15 protein-coding genes are annotated in these 20,048 nt (G+C 34.7%); 6 read left to right on the top strand and 9 right to left on the bottom strand.

What is annotated here, in order from left to right; genetic code table 11:
- The first annotated feature begins 13 nt into the window (after positions 1 to 13).
- Positions 14 to 778 (top strand): DUF389 domain-containing protein, encoded by a 765-nt coding sequence (locus tag ACKI44_RS08540; RefSeq protein ID WP_407423445.1) that lies wholly within the window; start codon positions 14 to 16, stop codon positions 776 to 778.
- 61 nt (positions 779 to 839) lie between these two features.
- Here the strand turns inward: ACKI44_RS08540 and ACKI44_RS08535 are convergent, their stop codons facing one another.
- The 3 genes from ACKI44_RS08535 to ACKI44_RS08525 all read right to left on the bottom strand — a co-directional run bounded on the left by ACKI44_RS08535 (position 840) and on the right by ACKI44_RS08525 (position 11,129).
- A complete protein-coding gene (locus ACKI44_RS08535) occupies positions 840 to 1,331 on the bottom strand; it encodes a hypothetical protein (RefSeq protein ID WP_407423443.1) in 492 nt (163 codons plus the stop codon).
- Positions 1,332 to 1,864: 533 nt separating this feature from the next.
- Positions 1,865 to 6,325 (bottom strand): right-handed parallel beta-helix repeat-containing protein, encoded by a 4,461-nt coding sequence (locus ACKI44_RS08530; RefSeq protein ID WP_407423441.1) that lies wholly within the window; start codon positions 6,323 to 6,325, stop codon positions 1,865 to 1,867.
- Positions 6,326 to 6,443: 118 nt separating this feature from the next.
- Positions 6,444 to 11,129 (bottom strand): cobaltochelatase subunit CobN, encoded by a 4,686-nt coding sequence (locus ACKI44_RS08525; protein WP_407423439.1) that lies wholly within the window; start codon positions 11,127 to 11,129, stop codon positions 6,444 to 6,446.
- Positions 11,130 to 11,512: 383 nt separating this feature from the next.
- Between ACKI44_RS08525 and ACKI44_RS08520 the strand changes: the two genes are divergently transcribed.
- A complete protein-coding gene (locus ACKI44_RS08520) occupies positions 11,513 to 11,839 on the top strand; it encodes a hypothetical protein (RefSeq protein WP_407423437.1) in 327 nt (108 codons plus the stop codon).
- A complete protein-coding gene (locus ACKI44_RS08515) occupies positions 11,815 to 12,414 on the top strand; it encodes a hypothetical protein (protein WP_407423435.1) in 600 nt (199 codons plus the stop codon). Before ACKI44_RS08520 ends, ACKI44_RS08515 begins: the two co-directional genes overlap by 25 nt.
- 34 nt (positions 12,415 to 12,448) lie before the next feature.
- On the opposite strand, the gene ACKI44_RS08510 is transcribed toward ACKI44_RS08515, so the two are convergent.
- Genes ACKI44_RS08510 through ACKI44_RS08500 form a run of 3 tightly spaced genes read right to left on the bottom strand, consistent with a single transcriptional unit; the run spans position 12,449 to position 13,715 of the window.
- Positions 12,449 to 12,718 (bottom strand): hypothetical protein, encoded by a 270-nt coding sequence (locus tag ACKI44_RS08510; RefSeq protein ID WP_407423433.1) that lies wholly within the window; start codon positions 12,716 to 12,718, stop codon positions 12,449 to 12,451.
- 2 nt (positions 12,719 to 12,720) lie between these two features.
- A complete protein-coding gene (locus ACKI44_RS08505; RefSeq protein WP_407423431.1) occupies positions 12,721 to 13,008 on the bottom strand; it encodes a hypothetical protein in 288 nt (95 codons plus the stop codon).
- A gap of 59 nt (positions 13,009 to 13,067) precedes the next feature.
- Entirely contained in the window at positions 13,068 to 13,715 is a 648-nt protein-coding gene (locus ACKI44_RS08500; RefSeq protein ID WP_407423429.1) for a hypothetical protein, read from the bottom strand.
- Between the two features lie 111 nt (positions 13,716 to 13,826).
- Here ACKI44_RS08500 and ACKI44_RS08495 point away from each other — a divergent pair, with 111 nt between their 5' ends.
- The 3 genes from ACKI44_RS08495 (at position 13,827) to dusB (ending at position 17,239) form a co-directional block, all read left to right on the top strand.
- Complete coding sequence (locus tag ACKI44_RS08495) at positions 13,827 to 14,675, top strand: DUF1002 domain-containing protein (protein ID WP_407423426.1); 849 nt, start codon at positions 13,827 to 13,829, stop codon at positions 14,673 to 14,675.
- Between the two features lie 110 nt (positions 14,676 to 14,785).
- Complete coding sequence (locus ACKI44_RS08490; protein ID WP_407423424.1) at positions 14,786 to 16,261, top strand: sodium-dependent transporter; 1,476 nt, start codon at positions 14,786 to 14,788, stop codon at positions 16,259 to 16,261.
- A gap of 3 nt (positions 16,262 to 16,264) precedes the next feature.
- A complete protein-coding gene (dusB, locus tag ACKI44_RS08485) occupies positions 16,265 to 17,239 on the top strand; it encodes a tRNA dihydrouridine synthase DusB (RefSeq protein ID WP_407423422.1) in 975 nt (324 codons plus the stop codon).
- Here dusB and ACKI44_RS08480 read toward each other — a convergent pair.
- The 3 genes from ACKI44_RS08480 to ACKI44_RS08470 all read right to left on the bottom strand — a co-directional run bounded on the left by ACKI44_RS08480 (position 17,236) and on the right by ACKI44_RS08470 (position 19,825).
- On the bottom strand, positions 17,236 to 17,751 hold the full coding sequence (locus ACKI44_RS08480) for a YgjV family protein (protein WP_407423420.1): 516 nt from the start codon (positions 17,749 to 17,751) through the stop codon (positions 17,236 to 17,238). The two genes, dusB and ACKI44_RS08480, sit on opposite strands and share 4 nt — an antisense overlap.
- Positions 17,752 to 17,924: 173 nt before the next feature.
- Positions 17,925 to 18,341: a C-GCAxxG-C-C family protein gene (locus ACKI44_RS08475; protein ID WP_407423418.1), complete on the bottom strand. Its 417-nt coding sequence runs from the start codon at positions 18,339 to 18,341 to the stop codon at positions 17,925 to 17,927.
- Positions 18,342 to 18,391: 50 nt separating this feature from the next.
- Positions 18,392 to 19,825, bottom strand: coding sequence for a TrkH family potassium uptake protein (locus ACKI44_RS08470; RefSeq protein ID WP_407423416.1), 1,434 nt, complete (start codon positions 19,823 to 19,825; stop codon positions 18,392 to 18,394).
- Between the last annotated feature and the right edge of the window lie 223 nt (positions 19,826 to 20,048).

The raw sequence follows: 20,048 nt of genomic DNA, 5'->3' as shown, positions 1-20,048 counted from the left end.
TAAGAGGAAAAATATGACTAATGAAACGGAAACGATTAAAGAACAAATCAAAAAAGCTTTTTCACTGACCGAGGATTCCGCACCGCATGAGGAGATTCGTTCACGCCTTCTTGATGGCGGAAAAATCACCGGAACCAACATGTGTGTTATGGTATGTGCGATGGTAATCGCATCCGTAGGTCTCAATGTGAGTTCAACTGCAGTAATTATAGGTGCAATGTTGATTTCACCATTAATGGGGAGTATTCTAGCCTCTGCATTTGCAAGCGTATCTGCAGATTATCCCTTGCTTCGAAAACATATGATTGGTTTGGGAATGCAGGTTCTAATAAGTGTTGCTGCAGCCACACTTTATTTTCTTTTCTCACCACTTAAAGAGCCTACAGTGGAATTGCTTGCAAGAACATCCCCCGCATTTTTTGATGTGCTCATAGCATTTTTCGGAGGACTTGCGGGGATTATAGGACAAACCCGACTGGACAAGACAAACACTGTTATTCCAGGTGTTGCTATTGCAACCGCATTGATGCCTCCATTATGTACCTGCGGATATTCAATTGCAAACGGCAGATGGGACATGCTTATTGGAGCAGGATATCTCTTCATCATAAACGCATATTTCATTTTCCTTTCAGCAAGCATTATCCTGAGCGCTTTGAAAATCCCGAAAATGAAGGAATTGACACCGAAAGAATGGAAAATACACCGCTTCAGAATGATTCGAAATACAATTATCATTGCGCTTCCAAGTATAGCGGCAGTATATACAATGCTTTAATTATCTAAAAAAAAGTAGAGAAAAGTTGTTGAAATTAAATTTCAACAATTATTTTCTAAAATTATAATTCCAAAGTTTCTTTTTCAATTGCAATTCTTTCATCTAAAAGAGTTGATACTTCAGCCATTTCATCTTTAACGACTGCGAGATCTTCTTCAAGAGATACTAATTCAGCCACATCATCCATGTCTTTTTCAAGATTTTTGAATAACTCATTTTTAGCTTTTACCATTGACAATTGAGCGTTTAAAACAATTTCTTCTAATTTGTTTTCTGCATTGAATATGATAAGTTCAAGAGGTTTTTCTTCAGCTTCGATATCTGCATCAACGCCTTCTAACAATTTAACAATTTCATTTTCTGCTTTATCTTCAGCCTTATAAGTTTTTTTGATAGCTTTTTCAATGTGGGAAGATATTTTTTTGTCAGTGCGTCTTTCTTTGAAAGCTAATTTTCTTTCTTCACGTTTGATTTTTGCCTGAGCTTTCTTTTCTTCGAATTTTACTTTGTTTTCGTCTCTTTTTACTGCAAGTTTTTCTTTATTTAACTTCATAATAACACCATTTAATGTCTATTAGACACTCGATAATATATTAAAAAATATTTATAAATCTTTTGGAAAGCCGAAAAGATGAAAATTTAATTTAGTTATCTACATCACACGAATCGTTAAGTGTTAACTAATATCCACAACTAATTATTTTAAAAAATCATTATAAAATTATCAAAGATAATATAACATCACACATTTTAATGATAGCTTTCTTCAAGTATTTTGCGTGAAAATTCAAGAGAAAAAATTGCTAACATCAAATATCAATTTTCAATTAATCCTATTACGATAAGCAAAATCGAAAAAAGTTTAAGCATACCTAATTTTACGAAAATTTAGGCATTCTAAAATAAAGAAATGCTTAAATATTTTTTTTAACAAAACATTTCATTGTAACATCTCCCGTGTTACAAAATAAAAAAATCATTTTAGGTTATGTTTCACCATGAAACATATACCTAAACTTTAAAAACTATTTTTTGCACCAAAAAATCATCAAAAAAAGAAAAAAAGAGAGGTTAAAAAGTTTAACCTCATCTAGTGACGGTTACTTTGTTTGCGATGTTTTCTCCGTTGAAGGAGGATGTGATAATGTAGACTCCAGGCATTAAGTTAATGTTTAACTTAGCGGTACCTGTAGCATTGGATAAACGATTGTAGAAAACACCGTTAATGTTGAATGTAACATTTGCATTAGCTAATGGGTTTCCTTGACCGTCAACAACATCTACAGTAAATTGATCAGGAGTACCATATTTTTTAGTCAAATCTTCTGCATGCAATACGTGTTTAATCTTAATATTGTTTGCAACACAACATCCTTCATACATTGCAGTAATGACATAGTCACCTGGTTCTAAGTTTAAGTTTAGACCTGCAATACCTTGATCATTTGTTTTACGTTCGTATAAGACACCGTTAATGTTGAATGTAACGACTTCACCTGCACCTGCAGCAGTACCGTCCTGTTTAATAACTTTAACAGTGTAACGTGTACCGTTTTTATAGAACATGTCAACGTCATTGTTTTCAACAAGCAATGATTTTACAAGGATTTTATTACTTTTCATTTCGCCGGTAGCTGCTCTTGTAGTAGTGACAATGTATTCGTTAGGATCAAGATTAATAGCTATACTTGCACTACCTTCAGCATTGGTTGTACGGGTGTAAATAACACCGTTGATGTTTAAATAGATAAGTTCACCAGCTATTGGTTTTCCATCTTTCATAAGGGAAACGTAGAATCTTGTTCCATTCTTATACATCAATGTGATATCATCAGCAACTATGGTTGGTTTTACTGTAACTGTTGCATTAGCAGTTGCCGGTTCATAATAGGACTCCCCGTCAAATTTAACTTCTACAGGATAGACTCCAGGGTCTAAATTAATTGCCACACCAAATTTACCTTCTGAATCAGTGGTTCTTTTTAGTGTTTGACCATTAATAATTACTGAAAGAGCTTTACCTGATAAAGCCTTACCATCACCGTCAGTTAACTGTCCGACAAGTTTGGTTCCGTCTTTACAGTATAAAGTGACATCGTCTACGGAAAGTTTTGTTAAGTTTCTGCCAGCGATTATCAATTTACCTTCGCCTGAACTTTGTCTGTAATTATTGCTTTCAGCAACAATAGCAAAGATGGTGAAATTACCTTTTAAAGAAGAAGGAATATTGGCATTTATAGTTACAATACCGTTTCCATTGGTTTTACCTGAACCGATATATTGGGCATTTCTATAGAATTTAACCTCAGCACCGGAAATAGGATTGTTGTTGATATCAATTAATGTAGCTTTAAATTCTGATTGAGAACCTACTTTTGCTTTTACATCATCTACAGTGACTGTAATGTTTGATTTTTCAACACTTAACTGGGAAGTGATTTCTTCAGTTCTATAACCGTATTTGCTTACTCTTGCAGTGATTGTGTAATTTCCAACATTAGTGGTTTTATCTAAAACATAACTTATAGTTGCTTTACCGGCCACAATTGTAGCGTTACCAATTACTTTATCACCTAATTTAAATTCAACGTTAGCTCCTTCACCTTCATTATCATTTTCAAGAGTTATGGTTGCATTTCCTCTGTATTCTACAGTTACGTTATCCATAACCAAATTATCGAATGTTGATGCGTAATTGTCATGTACAGTATTTGAAGCTGAACCGTTTACACCTTCATCACCGGAACCTTTTTCACCTTTGAGATAATTGTTGGTTACTGTATTTCCGGTTGAATCATCAGACAATACAACAGGATAACCGATTTCGGTAGTGATGATATTTGAGTCAATCAAGTTTCCTTTTGATGCTCCTTCAAGATAGACACCTGAATTTGATGCTTTAATAACGTCGTGAGTAATATTTTTACTGGAATCAGTACCGTTTGAGGTAATGATGTTGTTTTGAATTGTGTTATTATTAGTATTAATACCTACAAAGCCTGAAACGAGTTTTCCTTCACCATATATGACGTTATCCTCAATTACATTACCGTCGGATCCGTATGCTTCAATACCATAAACAACATCACAGTCCATTAAGATAAAGTTGTCTTTTATGATTGAATCAAAGGAACTTTCAAGGTTTACACCGTATGTTACATTTTCAGCAGTTAAGGTAACATTATTGTTTAAAGCCTGAGTGCCGTTACAGCCAGGACCGAAGACTATACCTTCAGCCATGTATCCGCCTCTTACATAGATTTCATTGTTTTTGAAAATGTTATTTATAGCTGTGGTTCCGGATCCTCCTGTAGGATGAGCAATAGCTCCAACACCATATAAATAATTATCCAAACCCTCTACAAGGACAAAATTGTCTGAAATTACATTATTGTCACAGTCATAGTAGAAATCAATACCTACAAGTGAATTGGTTGAATTGAAAATGTTTGACTCTTCGACAAGGGAAGTTACATGCACATCATTTCCGGTTAAGGTGTTGTTGGATGAATGAATCATTAAAATACCGTAGGTTCTGTATAATTCAGGAACGATGTTGGTTCCGTCAAGACAGAAATCATTTGAAGTGTCACCTAAACAGATGCACTGAGCAATACAAACTTCAGAAGAGTTACCGTTAATGTCTCTTGAATTTTCAAACGGATAGATTTCGCCTGTGCCGATACAGTTAATTACATTATTCGTAATTTCACATTCTTCAGCACCGTCTCCAAGCAGAGTGTATGTTAAAGCCTCACCGTGAGAGGTTAAAGTGTTGTTTTCAATATAAACTTTTGAAGCTTTGTGAACATAGATTGTATAAGCTGTTTTTGGATCATAAACGGTAATGTCATTGTTTAAGATTTTAACAATATTTGTATCGGTTACATAAATACCCCATGCGTTATGGTTAGTGTATTTATTAATTATAGTTAAATTTTCAATCCATACTGAATCGGATAATGCGCAGATGGTTGAATTGATAAATACAGGATCTTTACCTGTTAATTTAACACTATATGTAACATAAATCTTTTTATTTTCAAAAGTACCTGAAAAGTTTAGGATATCTCCATCATGAACGAAATCATTTTTCAAGTTACCGTCACCATCAATGAAATTGTGATAATTGGCCGGAGTTACATTATGGATTGTTCCATTGAAATTGAAATCCGGAGCGGACGGGTCGACTTCACCTGAAGGAGTTAATATTTTACCTGTACCAACGTTATTTTCAATTACCCAGGTATTTTTATCTGCATCTGCAGCATTAATCATATATTGGTTTGATGTTGTAATCTGATTGTTTGTAATGGTAATGTTTGACGGATATTTGGTTTTGGATGATTTGGAAAGATATACACCAATACCGCTTTGGGAAACAATTGTGTTTCTGTCTACGACGATACCGGATTGTTTACCCTGTTGGTAAACACCAGCACTTGTATTTGTATTAATGGTATTTTCAGCAATCTTAATATTATCTCCGCTTGCCTGTATACCGTATCCTGCTGAAGCATTTATAATATTATTTTCAATTACAGAATTGTCTCCTGCAGAAACTGCTGCACCGACAAACATACCTGTTAAGGTGTTGTTTCTAATGGTTGCATTAGATGCAAGAGCAATAGCATAATCTCCTCCAGTATGTGCACCTGAAGCGAAATCAGTACCGTCAACAAAGATATAATTATTGATAACTTTATTTAATGGGAAATTTGAAGATGAAACACCTCTGTATGCACCGTAAATCTTATTTGAATCAACAGTGTTGTTTCCACCCATCAATTGGACAGCATATGCCCATGAAGTTGTTCTGGTAGTGTATCTAATAGTGTTATTGTAAATTATATTATTAAAGGATTCACCACCTTTAAACAGACCTCCGCCATAGCTTGATAAATAGATTGCATTTGCATCGGCACAATAAATTTCATTGTCTGCAATGTAGTTGTTATCAGCACTTCCTAAAAGAATAACCGGACAAGATCTTGTACCGTGACCGTAACTTTCACCATAACATGAAAGTGTATTGTGCTCAATTTTATTAAAATCAGAATCCTTATTTAAAACAATACAATAGGAAGACTGACCGGTGTTGTTCATGAAATTATCGTGGATTTCACAGTTTTTTGCACCGTTAACATGTATTCCATAAAGATAATTGTTAGTATTTTTAATTGTTAAACCGCTAATAACAGTACCGGAAGCGTCTTTGGTGAGTGTTATAACACCGTTTTTAATAGTACCTCCAGAACTGGTAAGAGTAATCTGTTTATTAATTGTAAAGTTCTTGCCTGAGAAGTCACCGCTTAATATTATAGTATCACCAGAGTTAACTGAAGAACTCATATCTCCCTTAGCGGAGAAATAATTGCTGTAAGTCTTTTCAGTTACAGTATGGTTTGTAGCGGTTAAAATCTCATCGCCTTGAGTATTATCATTAACACTTAATGTTTCACTAGAATTGTCAGCTGCACTGACAGCACCCAATGAAACGATTAAAAGTAATAATAAGATTAAAACCATATTAATTTTCTTATTCATATTTAATCACATCACAAATTTATAACACACATTTGACTAAAAAAATGCATTATAAGTATAGTTTTGTAAATTAAATATATATAAAAATTACGAAAAAAAAGAAAAAATTATGATGATTTTAATAATCATCAAAATCATCATTTCTGCGAGTATAACCGACCAGGAATATTGCAATCAAAGCAACGATAGCAACAATTACAACGATAGGCATACTTGATTCTGCACTTGCAGATTTGGCAGGAGAACTTTTTGAAATTTCATAAGCTTGGGAATCACTAGCTTGAGAAGCATCTTCACCAGCGGAATCACTTGATGATGAATCACTGGATTGAGCTTGAGAAGCAGAACTTGCATCAGCACTTTGTGAAGTGGATGGCTGTTCCCCAACAGGAGTTTCACCTCCAACAGAACCTGAAGCTTCACCATTATTTTCTGTGGTTCCGTTAACTAACATTTCCTCGGATGAAGGATTTTTCTCACTTTGACCGTCACCGTCAGTAGGAGCGTCTTCCATCACATATAAAGGATCAGTTAAAGTAGCTTGAGATAAGATTTCAGCGTATTCTGCCTTTTTCTGTGGAGAAAGTGAACTTGCCTGAATGATTTTCATGTTGAAATCCAAATTCTTACAGGTGTGGTGACAACATGCAACACCATACATTGTAGCCATATTAATAATGTTATTAGCCAATTCCTGTACAGCCTGAGTATCTCCGTCCCATACACCCTGATCATTTAGATAGAACATCCAAGCAGCCATACTTTGCCATGCAGCAGCCTGAGCAGTTGATTGGACAGTGCCAGTTAAACCGTTGTAGGTGTTAGCTATCTGATTACCTAGCTGAGCGTTTAACTTACCTCCTCCTAAAATTAATCCACCGTAGAGGTTTTCCATATTTTTAGCATAAGACAAGGAACCTGCCTGTGAGTTAACTAAAGGATTGTAGTAATTAGGATTTAAAATCATACTACGGATTTCAAAGTCCAATTCTTCCTCATAAGTTCTTGAGATATAGTTGTTCTGATTTCTGATATCTACAAATGAAGTGTCAGGATTTGCACCAAGAGTACGTGCTGCATTGTATAATCCTCCAAACCAATCGTAGTAATCATCTGAATCAATAAATCTCCAGGTACTGTCGAAGTTCTGAGTAATCAAATCGACTTGTGAGAGTAATGTTTTATAAGCTTCTTTTTGAGGAGTTACGACAATATTGCCTTTTTCATCCATATTCCAAGCAAATGAAACTTTATCAAGATAGATACTTGATGCTTCATCGTTGACTGTTTCTATGTTCCAGTCATTTGTACTTGGAATGAAATTACTCATACCGGTACCTTCCAAAATAGCTCCCGGAAGACCGTATAATCTGTCGAGAATACCTGTTTGATTGTAATGAAGTTTAACGTAGTTTTGTGAGAAGTCTTCACCCGGAGCGTTTAACGCGAGATTGACTCCTGTAAGTAACCAGGTTAACCAATCCTTGTTACTGGTTACGATACTTGCAAATACGTCAATTCTTGGTCTGTTGACAACACTACCATTATGCAATTGAACTGTTAAATCTTCTAGTGGAAGCAATTCAACGCCAATGACTTTTCCGTTTTCAGTCCAGACAGGTCTGCATCCCAAGAAGTATAAGAATTCTGCAAGACCAATTCCTTCTGTTCTTGAAATTTCAGTACCCCAAAGGATTAATGCTGTTAATTTAGGCCATTCACCATGCTCTTCCATGTAATCAGCTAAAAGCAAATTAACTATTTTAATAGCTGATGCGTAAGCGGACCTGGAAGGCATTTTTGTTGAATCTGAAGCGTAACCGTCATAACCTGTAGGAATGGAGTCTCCGTATGAAGGATCTGCAAATAAACCTGCAAGGACATAGTCACCTTCAAGAGCCTTAATTATTGCAGCCCATTCGTTATTGTTTTCAATGTTAACAATAACACTTGCAGCATAAGCGGTATCGTTATAAAGGGCAGAACCGACAGGAATATTATACTCCTTGTTTAAACTTTCAACTGATGTACCGCAAACCAATGCAGTAACATATTCTTTTAAGAATGATGTTACCATTTCCTCAACTAAAGAATATTCCTCATGGTGGCGTATATCATCATAGAAACTCATATTAGCCAATTCAGGATAGAAATGAGCTAAGATATGATTATATATCCTGGTTTGAGAAGTTGTAACAGTAATTACCTCTTCAATGAGTTCATAACCTGTTAAAATTTTACCCAAATTATGCAATCCATAAGTATAGAAATCATCCTGCATACCTTCCAAGTAGGAATGCAATTCAGCTACATATTCATCAAAGGTCTGATTTGATTCATTATATACACCATAACCTAATGAAGGAGCCAAGTCGATGATTAAAGCCTTATATTCTTCAGCGTTTGTTGATACGTTGAGTTTAACTTGGTCTCTGTAGTGAGCAATATATTCATATAATAGAGTATAATTGCCGTATAATGCGGATGAAACCATTGCAGGAGTCATGTGAGTAATCATTAATGGAGCAATTCTGTCACGGGCAACCATTGCTTCACCAGGGTTGGAAACAATATAAGGATATACTGTAGGAGTCAAGGTCAATTCGAAAGTCCAGTCTCCTTCCATTACACCGATGTTTCTACCAGGCAGCCATTCAAGAGTTCCGTGAGTACCCATATTGATTAACGCATCGGCACCGATTACTTGATCTAACCATTCATAGAATGCCACATATTGCTGATGAGGAGGTAAGCTTAAGTCGTGGTAATTTTGAACCTCTTCCCATCCTCTGGAAGGTTGGAAAGTAACAAAGACATTACCGTACCATAATCCTGGAATAACAATGTATGTATCATTGTAAACCATGATTTCTCCAAGACCATCACCCCAGCGGTCAATCATCCATTCATATAAGGACGGATTGATATGTGCAGTCAATCTATAGAATTCATCCAAATCAATTAACTGGTGGTGTGCCATCAATTCATCAAAGTGTTTTTCAACATATTCGTTTAATAAACCTTTAGCCCAAGTTCCCTTATTACCGAACTGAACAATCAATTCAGTCAAATCGTATAATGAAGGAATATCTGATATATTACCGACATTATAGCCTGCTTTTTCCAATTGGAAAATCAAGTCATAAGTACTTTGGAATACGTCCAAGTATGATGCACCAATTTCTGCCTTACCCGGCGGGTAGTTATACAATATGATTGAAACAATTTTATCAGCATTATCCATTTCCTTTAATTCAGCCCATTGTGAACTGAGTTTAACCATTTTATCCACACCTGACTGAATGACATGAGATTTACCCATACCGTCAACGTAAGATAAAACGATAGGTCCGTATACACCTTCGAAACTTGGATAGGTTACTGAGAAAGTCCATTCAATTTGAGGACCGAGTTCATTGAGATAACTTGTTTCGGAAATGTCATAAACACCTTTCAATACAGCAAGATCAATATCTTCCAAATCACCTCTAGCAGAACCATTTGCATAATTTAAAGACCAACTATAGAGTGATGTAATAGCTGAAATACCAACGGTTGATACATTGGTAATCTTATTCAAGATTGAAGCCATCGGTGGGATAGTACCAGTTTTAAACACGTTGAAAGCTGCTCTACCCTGAGATTCGTAACTTCTGATTAAAGCATCAACTACGCCGCCACCGCAATAGTAAGTAGCAATAGCTATGAATGGCTTTCCAGGAGAAAAGTTGCCAATATAATCTTTTTCAAATGTTCTGAATAGAGTTGTAGGGTCCAATGTATTTTCAAGCCAATTAGGATAATCCACGGTCATCCAGTTGAGACTTCCATGTCCATCTGCGTCATAACCAGGATTGTTTTTAATCCAGTTATTGATTGTGATTCCATCAGGAACAATAGTGTATATTCCTAAATCCGGATGGTAAAAACCACATTCAGGACTCATCAATGGAGCATTGTTTTCATCCAAAGTAGGATTTGTGTATTTGGAAGGGTCAACTAAATAATATACATATTTAAGATAATTTTCCATGTTTGTAACTAAAACTGTGGAATCTTCAATATCCTCAGCCTGGAAATAAGAACCGACATAAGTATTTTCTATTGTATGGTAAGTATTATTTGCTGCACTTGCACCTGTGATATGTATTCCGGTTGCATTAAGAATACTTTCTGAATAAACACCGAATGTATAAGCCACATTATAGTTAATGTTAGCCGGTGAAGTTTCTAAAATCTTTTTCAAGTATTCACCAGTAAGAGTATGGTATGAACCTTCATTAAACATGTCCAGGTGAATGAATTTAGCATAATCTATTAACCATTCCCTAGTAAGATCAAAGTTTGTAGTACTTATGTAAGCAACTCTTTTTGACATTTCCATTAATATATCAACTTTTTCGTTGTGGGAATTATAATCCACCAACAGCAGTATATCAGGAATGAACATGTAATCAATAGCTTCGGTGTTTTTAGCTGATAAATCCACATTCTGACGATATGATTCATATGTAGAATATTTAATCTCAACATCATAACTTGCTGAGTTCAAATTGGAAATAACAACATTACCCTCACTATCTGTTAATCCTGAAAATACCAAATTGTTAGATGAATCATAAACTGAAACATTTGCATTAGCCAGATTGACCCCGTCTTCGGTCCAGGTATTATTCTGAGGCACGTAAGAATCACTTACATGAACGTTAATAATATTGGATGCCTGCAATAGCCCAGGAGAATCTGCACTAGATGCAAGTAAAGTTGAATTATCCTCTGCAGAAATTGCGCTTAAAGAAAACATAAGCATTAGCGATATCATAAGAACAAATAACAACTTATTACCTAACTTTTTGATATTTTCACCCCCTTTTTGCGCTAATTATAAAATCATAGTAGTATTTAAAGATAGCCACTATAAGTGTAATTTATAAATTACATAATATATATAATTTAGTAAAGGTAAATTTCACTTGACAAATTTATCCAATGAAATTGTATGATATGAATATTTCCTTGAGGCAGTAAAATTCACACAAGAGAAAAAAATTACAAAAGCATTTAAAATTTACAATATAATGTAAATATTGTTATAACAAAGTAAAATTACAATATGAAAGCAATATTGTCTTTAAATGAAAGAAAAAGTATTTATATCAATCTAAACAATAATAAACTGGTGATAAAATGACAAATATTTTTCCAAACAAACATAACACAGAAGACAGTATATTCAACCAATGTGTTATAGGCATACCGGAATTCCCCCAATACATCACATCATACGAAGACATCAAAAACAAAGCCCATCCAAAACTTTTATCTGAAGCATATAAAAATTTAAATCTGGATTTAGTATTTGAACGAAAAAACGGTAATTTGATTAATATCGAACATCACTCTTCACTAACAAAAGAGAAATTGGCCAGGGACAACGAATACATGACAACATTATATAGTGCTACACTAAAAATGTTGAACAGTTCATCATGTATACGGGAGAGTTACCTCTAAACAAAGCATTATATTTGAATTATAAAGATGTATATAGCCCAAATTTTTTCATAACAAAACAGATAGATGGTGAGATAAGATTAAATAACTTGAAATACAAAATAGAAAACAATAAACAAATCACCAGTTTTGATGTAATTGATTTGATCTGGATGCCAACATTTCGAATCAACATGACTAAAGAAGATTTGATTGTCGAACTATCACTGATATACGACAAATTACTAATTTCCTACCCATTATCCAGAGTTGCCAGAAAATGTTTGATATTATGGGCTGGAAAATATCTTAAAAACCCTGAAAAAATCAAAATAGTAGCGAGGAAATTAAAAATGTCAGCAATAAACATGAAACCTTTCGAAGAACAACTAAGAGATGCAATAATCGACGGCGAACTAACAAGAGCCGAAGAACGTGGAAAAGAAATAGGAATAGAAAAAGGAATAGAAAAAGGAATAGAAAAAGGTGAGGAAAATATTATTAAAAGGATGCTAAAAAAATACAATGTTGAAGAAGTATCAAAAATGACAGAAATTGACATTAAACAAATAAAAGCTATAAAAACAAAATTATAGAAGCTCAAAAGAGCTTCCCTATATTATTTTAAAACTATAAACCCATTGCTTCAAGCATGGACTGAATACCCAAAATAATGATGGCCACACCACCGAATATTTCAATGTAGTCAGCATACTTAATTGCCATTTTTGTTCCATATGTTCCAATCAATAGCCATATGATTACAGCAATTATACTTAATACACTCAATATAAATGGATCGACGTGAGCAACTGCGCCCTGAGATGCCAAAATAAGGTTTTCAATGTTTCCAAAAATAAGTAATCCTGTAAAAGGAGCATAATCTTTTAAATTCACCATAATTATTCACCCCTTTTGACTTGTTTGATGTGCCTTATGGCATCGACTACTGATTTAATACCTAATATAAAAATAGCCAGACCGCCGATAAATGTAATGTACTGGGAATACTGCATTGCAACATCTGTTGCGACAAAACCAATGACTAACCAAATAATTACAATAAAAATACTCAACAAACCTAAAACCTTAGGATTAACACCGCCTACAACACCCTGAGATGCCAAAATAAGGTTTTCAATGTTTCCAAAAATAATCAAACCAACAAATGGTAAAAATTCTTCTAACATTTTTCATCTCCATAAAATATCATATTATTAAGTTATATTTTAATATTATAATAATATTATTATTCAGCCAAGACAATGACATCCATCATCATTTCAATTAGGACCTTATTTATAGGATTAATCAATGAAAATTCATGTTCTTTTGGCAATTCCGGACTGAGGGGAAATACCTGAAGGGCAGACATGCACAAATCAGTTGATCTAACAGCAAAGTATGAATAATACTGGCCGTCTTCATATTTAACCATCAAACCCAAATCATCCGTTGGCTTATGGCCGGGAATTCCTTCCTCTTCATATATCCTAAAGATTTTTGTGGCTTCAGATGTGACCATTACATGCTGTCTTAAGAAATACAAATCATCCTCTTCGAGTTCATAGTCCTCATATTCTATTATCTCATCCACTCTTTCGGGAGAAACTCTCATTTCACCATTACAGTATGCAAGTGAGATATAGATTCCCTCATCATCCAGGGCTTTTGAAATAATGTCAAAGTAAAAATTATCCAATTTCATTTTAGGAAGATTTTCACCGAACAATCTGTCAATCGGAGTAGTATAATTACCTTCCTGAAGTACACTGCAGTAAAAATGCTCTACACCCAAATAACCTGCAGTTACTGCTTTTTCAATTGTTTTCTTAACATCTATGTTAATCTTTTCAATATTGTGAGCCATTTCAATAGCTTCTTCGTCACTTATCACTTTTACACCTTTAATTATACTATCCTTTTTAAAGCATTTATATATAAACACAACTTGTGTACATATACATTTAAATACTACTTATTATAATTATAATTTAGAGGTGAAAATATGCGCAAATCTTTAATTGGTATAATACTATTATCAATTGTTATTGTCGGTATTGCTTTACCTATTGGGTTTTCAGCTCAATCAGACACTAAAGTAATTACCTATGGTGAGACGACTTACAATAATGCAAATTATAAGTCTATTGTGGATAACTTCTTTAATCAGCAAGCACATGTTGATGTAAAAAATATAGAATCTAAAATTATTAGTGCAGGCGAAGTAAATAAAGTCGCAAGTACGATTACAGGCAAAACCTATACTTCCGATCAAATATTCTCCTCTGCATTGGTTGACTTAAGCGAACAAGGAAATATTAAAGTAACTGTGGACAAATCAAAAATCACCACAATTACTGCAGAAATGTACATTTCAGCATTAAAATCCGCTGGAATCACCCATGGACACGTATATGTAACCAGTCCTGTATCTGCAACCGGTGAATCTGCACTTACTGGAATTATGAATTCATACGAAGCTGCAACTGATGTACAAATTCCCGAAACAGTAAAACAGGCTGCAAACGAAGAAATCTACACAGAAGCAGAAATCGTTGAAAACGACAATGTTACTGCTGATCAATTGACCAAATTAGTGGATGATGTTAAAGATACAGTTCAAAAAGAAAACATAACTGACCACACAACTATCGTGAACATTATTTACAACTACACAGTCAACAACAATATTAACATGACTAACAGTAGTATTGAAAACCTTGCTACAAGTATTGGAGGAGTTCAAGCAGTACAAGGAGACGTTCAAAATTATACAAATAAAGTTACCGAATTTGTTGGAAACAATGCAGGCGGCTTTTCCTTAAATGACGTATTAGGTAGATTAGGATTATAATCCTAATTTCACTTCTTTTTTTAATTTTTATCCATCAATGCATTCACAGACCTTTAATCACCAATTATATATTAAAGAATTATCAAAAGTATATAATTAAGTGATTAATTATGACAGGCCAGAAAAATGAATGGAACAGCAATCTAACATTTATTTTAGCAATGATTGGATCTGCTGTCGGACTTGGAAATATCTGGAGATTCCCGAACGTTATGTATTCCCACGGTGGAGGAACATTCCTTATACCATATATCGTATCATTATTCCTTTTAGGAATCTCATTTGTTTTAGTGGAATATGCAGTAGGATACAAATTCAAAACATCCCTATCAAAGATTTTATACAGAGTTCATAACAGATTAGAGCCCGTAGCGTGGCTGGTTTTATCAATCGTCTTTTTGATAACCACATATTATATCTGTGTTGTAGGATGGGATTTGATTTATGTTGTTTTAAGCTTTACAAAAGCATGGGGAGCAAATCCCGACATGTTCTTCTCACAAAGCGTTTTACATGATGTAGATTCCATAAGCGGAATAACGACCATCGTACCTGCTGTATTAACGGCCATCATAATCATCTGGTTTACTGCATGGGCAATTCTAAGAACCAATTTAAATGACGGAATCGGAAGGGTAAGCAGAATTTTGCTTCCGTTACTATGTATAATCGTTGTAATAATCGTTGCATACGCACTGACACTGCCTGGAGCATCAATAGGTTATACACAAATGTTGCATCCCGACTGGTCAGCATTAACAAAAGCAGACGTTTGGGTAGCCGCATTCGGCCAGATTGTATTTTCCCTAAGTTTAGGTATGGCAATTGCACTTACATATGCAAGCTATCTGCCTAAAGGCTCCAAACTGGTGGACAATGCTATTCTTGTTGCATTTTCAAATTCAGGATTTGAAGTCTTCAATTCAATAGGAATATTTTCAATTTTGGGCTTTATGGCAATGACATCAGGCCTTCCATTCAATGAACTGGTAACTGAAGGAACTGGACTTGCATTTGTTGTATTTCCACAGGTACTGAATGTAATGGGACCTTCTTCACAAATAATAGGGCCTTTATTCTTCATATGTATATTATTTGCAGGAATTACATCAATCATAGCTCTTCTTGAAGGAGTATGTTATTCAATATCCGAAAAATTCAATTTCTCACGTAAAAAAACTGCAACAATCGTGTGTATCTTTGGAGTATGTATTTCATCAGTATTTGCAACAGGCTGCGGAAGTCTGATATTGGGAATATTCGATGCATTCCTGAATAATTTCGCATTATTATTTGCAGTGCTTCTCGAGTGCATAATATTCGGCTGGGTATATGACTTTGATGAATTGGTTAATACATTAAACGAAAATTCAACCATTAAAGTTGGAAAACTTTGGACAGCAGTCATTAAATTCATATTGCCGGTATGTATTGCATTGTTATGGCTGCAGGGAATTTATTATACATTATCTGAAGGTGATACGGTAAGTATTGCAATAAGAGGAATACTTCTTGCATCATTGATTATACTGCCGATTATATTTACAAAGCTTCCTGCAAAAGATGAGGATTACTACAAAGTGTAATTTATGAAATGGAAAATAGACAACGTCAAAATTGATAATCAGGTAGTTTTGGCGCCGATGGCTGGAATCTGCGATTCCGCATACAGAAGAATAGTCAAGTCAATGGGCTGCGGACTGATAGAAACCGAAATGGTTTCAACAAGAGCAGTCATGCATTTGAATAGAAAAACAAGAGAAATGCTTGAAATGACTGATTTTGAAAGACCTATTGCGCAGCAGATTTTCGGATCAGATGCAGAATCATTTAAAAGCGCTTCAGCATACATTGCCGAAAACATGAACCCAGACATCATTGACATCAACATGGGTTGTCCGGTAACCAAAGTGGCCGTAAAGTCAGGAGCCGGAAGCGCACTTCTTAAAAGTCCAGAAAAAGTAGAAGAAATTATCAGAACCGTTAAAGATACAGTATCCGTTCCGGTTACAGTAAAAATCAGAAGCGGATGGGATAAAAACAATGCGGTTGAAATAGCCAAAATCGCCGAAAAATCCGGTGCTTCAGCCATTGCCGTTCATCCACGTACAAGACAGCAAAGATATGACATACCATCAGACTGGTCAATCATAAAGGACGTTAAGGACAACGTTTCAATACCAGTAATAGGAAACGGAGATATCAGAAGCTGCTATGATGCAAAAGCTATGCTTGATATGACGGGATGTGATGCAATAATGATCGGCAGAGGCGTTTTGGGAAACCCGTGGATTATAAAACAGTGCATTGATTATCTTGATTATGGAATCAAGCCTGAAAGAGTACCGTCAAGAGAAAAGCTGGACATGTTCAAAAAGCATGCTGATATGATTATCGGAAATTACGAGGATAAGGTTGTGATGCATAAGCTAAGAACAAATGCTGCATATTATATGAAAAACCTCCACGGAAGCCAGGAAATCAAGAAAAAAATATTCCAGACAACTACAAAAGAAGAACTCTTTGATTTACTTGAAAACTACGTGAAAACACTGAAATATTAAGATTTTCCGCCTTTAATCAGATGAATAAGAGAAACAAGCCCTATTAATGCAGTTACTGATTCCATTGCAACTGAAGCAAAATCAAGAATTGCCATGAAATAAACAATATAAATCGCACTATTTATTATAAAACCTGTTTTGATTGATTTTATCTCTTTTAAAAAGTAATTGCATAAGGTAATCTCAATTATGGCAAAAACCGGAAGTAAACCAACCCAGCCCAAATTATTTACATAGACACCTAAAACAACTGTCACGATTAGGAAAAATATGACCCAGTTTCTTGTTAGTCTGTCGTAATACACCATTGCATTTCTTGAAGCAGCAATAAGCATTGTAACGACACCCGTCCATGAATAAAAGAAAACAGATGATACTGCAAGTATGAATGCATTTAAGAACTGATGCTTATACGCCTTTTTAGGGTCATTTACGCAGTAGCTTATTATTAAAAAAATTCCTGCAAAAAAAGAGATTCCGTTTCCAACCAGTATGTTCCATGCCAAATCCATTAATAATAGATAATACAAAATAGTATAAATAATTTAATTAAATGTAGATAAGGTTAATGAAAAAAATTAAACTAAATTAATACTTTTGTTTAACAAGAGATATGACAATTAATTTAATATGAAATATCTAAAAGTATTAATTTAATTGAGCAAAAAATTAATTAAACTGCCACTTATTCATCCATGATTTTTTCAGTTATTTCCACTGCTGAGGCAACCATCTTCGGACAGACTTCCCTAAAGAGATTATTGTCAAGTGCTTGCTTTACACCTTCAGGAGTGCTGATATCACATTCAAGCAAATCCCGGCAGATAAATGAACCGTTCTCTTTTTTAAACTCTTCAAAAAACTTATCTGATACTTCATCACATTTTGGCTTGTTTTCACCATATTTTAAACCCAGAGCCATTAACGCACCGGTGCATGCACCGCAGACTTCACCCTGACGCATACCGCTTCCAAAACAAGCTCCGATTTTAAATGCATTCTCTTTGGAAAGACCCAACTCCTCACTGAATACGGTTAAAACCGTCTGTGAGCACAAATAACTACCTTCAAACAATTGAACAGCTTCATCAATTCTAGACATGATTAATACTTTGAACTTACATTAATATAAAAATAGTGCCAATTCAAAGATTATCTTTTGAAAATTTCAAATCCTGCCCTCAATAGAATCAGTACAGGATATATTTCAAGCCTTCCTGTCCACATGTCAATCATACTAACTATTTTCAGTACAGGACTTAAAGTGTGGTTTACTATTCCCAGTTCCAGACCGTTGTTTCCCTGAAGAGACATTGCTGCAAAGAGACTCTTGAATGGATCATAGCCGAATAAACAGAACAATGCCCATGTAAAGAGAATGAACATCAGATAGAGTGCTATGAATGTACTGGCCTGTCCGATTTCTTCTTCCAAAAGAGGATGGCCGTTTAGTTTTACAGGAATTACCCTATTGACTGGAGACAGGATTACCCTGACATTGCGGTATACTCCCTTAAGAAATATTATCGCACGGAAAAGCTTTATTGCACCGACAGTAGATCCGTTTGAACCTCCGATTAACATCAGACACATTAAAGGTATGAAAACAAATGAAGGCCATCCGGCCATTGCATCCACCGAAGCCACACTGGCCCCAGTTGTTGTTATAACAGAAGTCACAGTAAACAGCAATTCCATCGGAACAATATTGGATGCCAGATAAAGCATTAATGTAACGGATGCAATCAGACATAAAATTATTTTAAACTGCAAATCCCTTATAAGAGATTTTCCCTTTGTTTTAATTATTTTATAATGGACCAAAAAGCTTGTAGCCCCAAGAATCATTATTATTATTGAAATGAAATATATTAAATCATTATGATAAAAACCGATATTTGCATTTTTAACCGCCATACCTCCTGTTGAAATCATACAGAATGTATTGCAGACCGAATCAAAAACAGGCATTCCGGCCAGGACATAGAGTATTATTCCAAATAATGTATATACAGTATATATTTGCACCGTTGCTTTTATCGTGTTTTTAATGCTGGGTTTTAATCTCTCATCACGGGCTTCTGACTGGTAAAGCTTTGAGGAAATAGAACCGGAACTGGTTACAAACCTAAGGACAATAACAATTACTCCCAAACCACCAATCCACTGCTCAAAAGCTCTAAAAAAGAGTATGCTGTGAGGCAATATTTCCACATTTTCATATATCGTTATTCCTGTTCCCGTTAATGCAGAAACACTTTCAAAAATTCCATCGATGACAGGTATGTTTGTTGAAAGCGTGAAAACAAGTCCTCCGATAATGCCTGCCCAGAACCATGCAAAAGAGGAAATCAGCATCCCGTGCTTTAGCTTTACCTTGGATGTTGTCTTTTCGAAATACTTCATGAAAAAATATCCGATCCCGATTGAAATTAATGCAGGAACTGCAAAACTAACTAAATCAAATTCAAAATAGATTGCATCGACCAGTAAGGGAATTAAACACATTACTCCAATTCCCACCATGATTATTCCCAAATTTCTTGCAACAATCCTCAAGTCGGTTTTAGTTACATACCTCATCATTTAATTAATTGGAATAAATGTTATATAAAAATTTACATTATAAGTAAACATTCGAATAGTAACGAACAAATAAGAATACAGTTTATAGTTAGTTACCAAACTTTTATTATAGATGAATGACAAATAATAAATTATGTCAGGAAAATCTACAATTGAAGTTTTAAATAAAGTTAACAAAACAACTCTGGATGAAGAAATCGCAAAGTACGTGGCTTACCATAGG

This window comes from Methanobrevibacter sp. (genome assembly GCF_045646205.1).
Taxonomy (GTDB): domain Archaea; phylum Methanobacteriota; class Methanobacteria; order Methanobacteriales; family Methanobacteriaceae; genus Methanocatella.
Note: the sequence above shows the minus strand (reverse complement) of the source record. Positions and strands in the feature narration are given on the sequence as shown.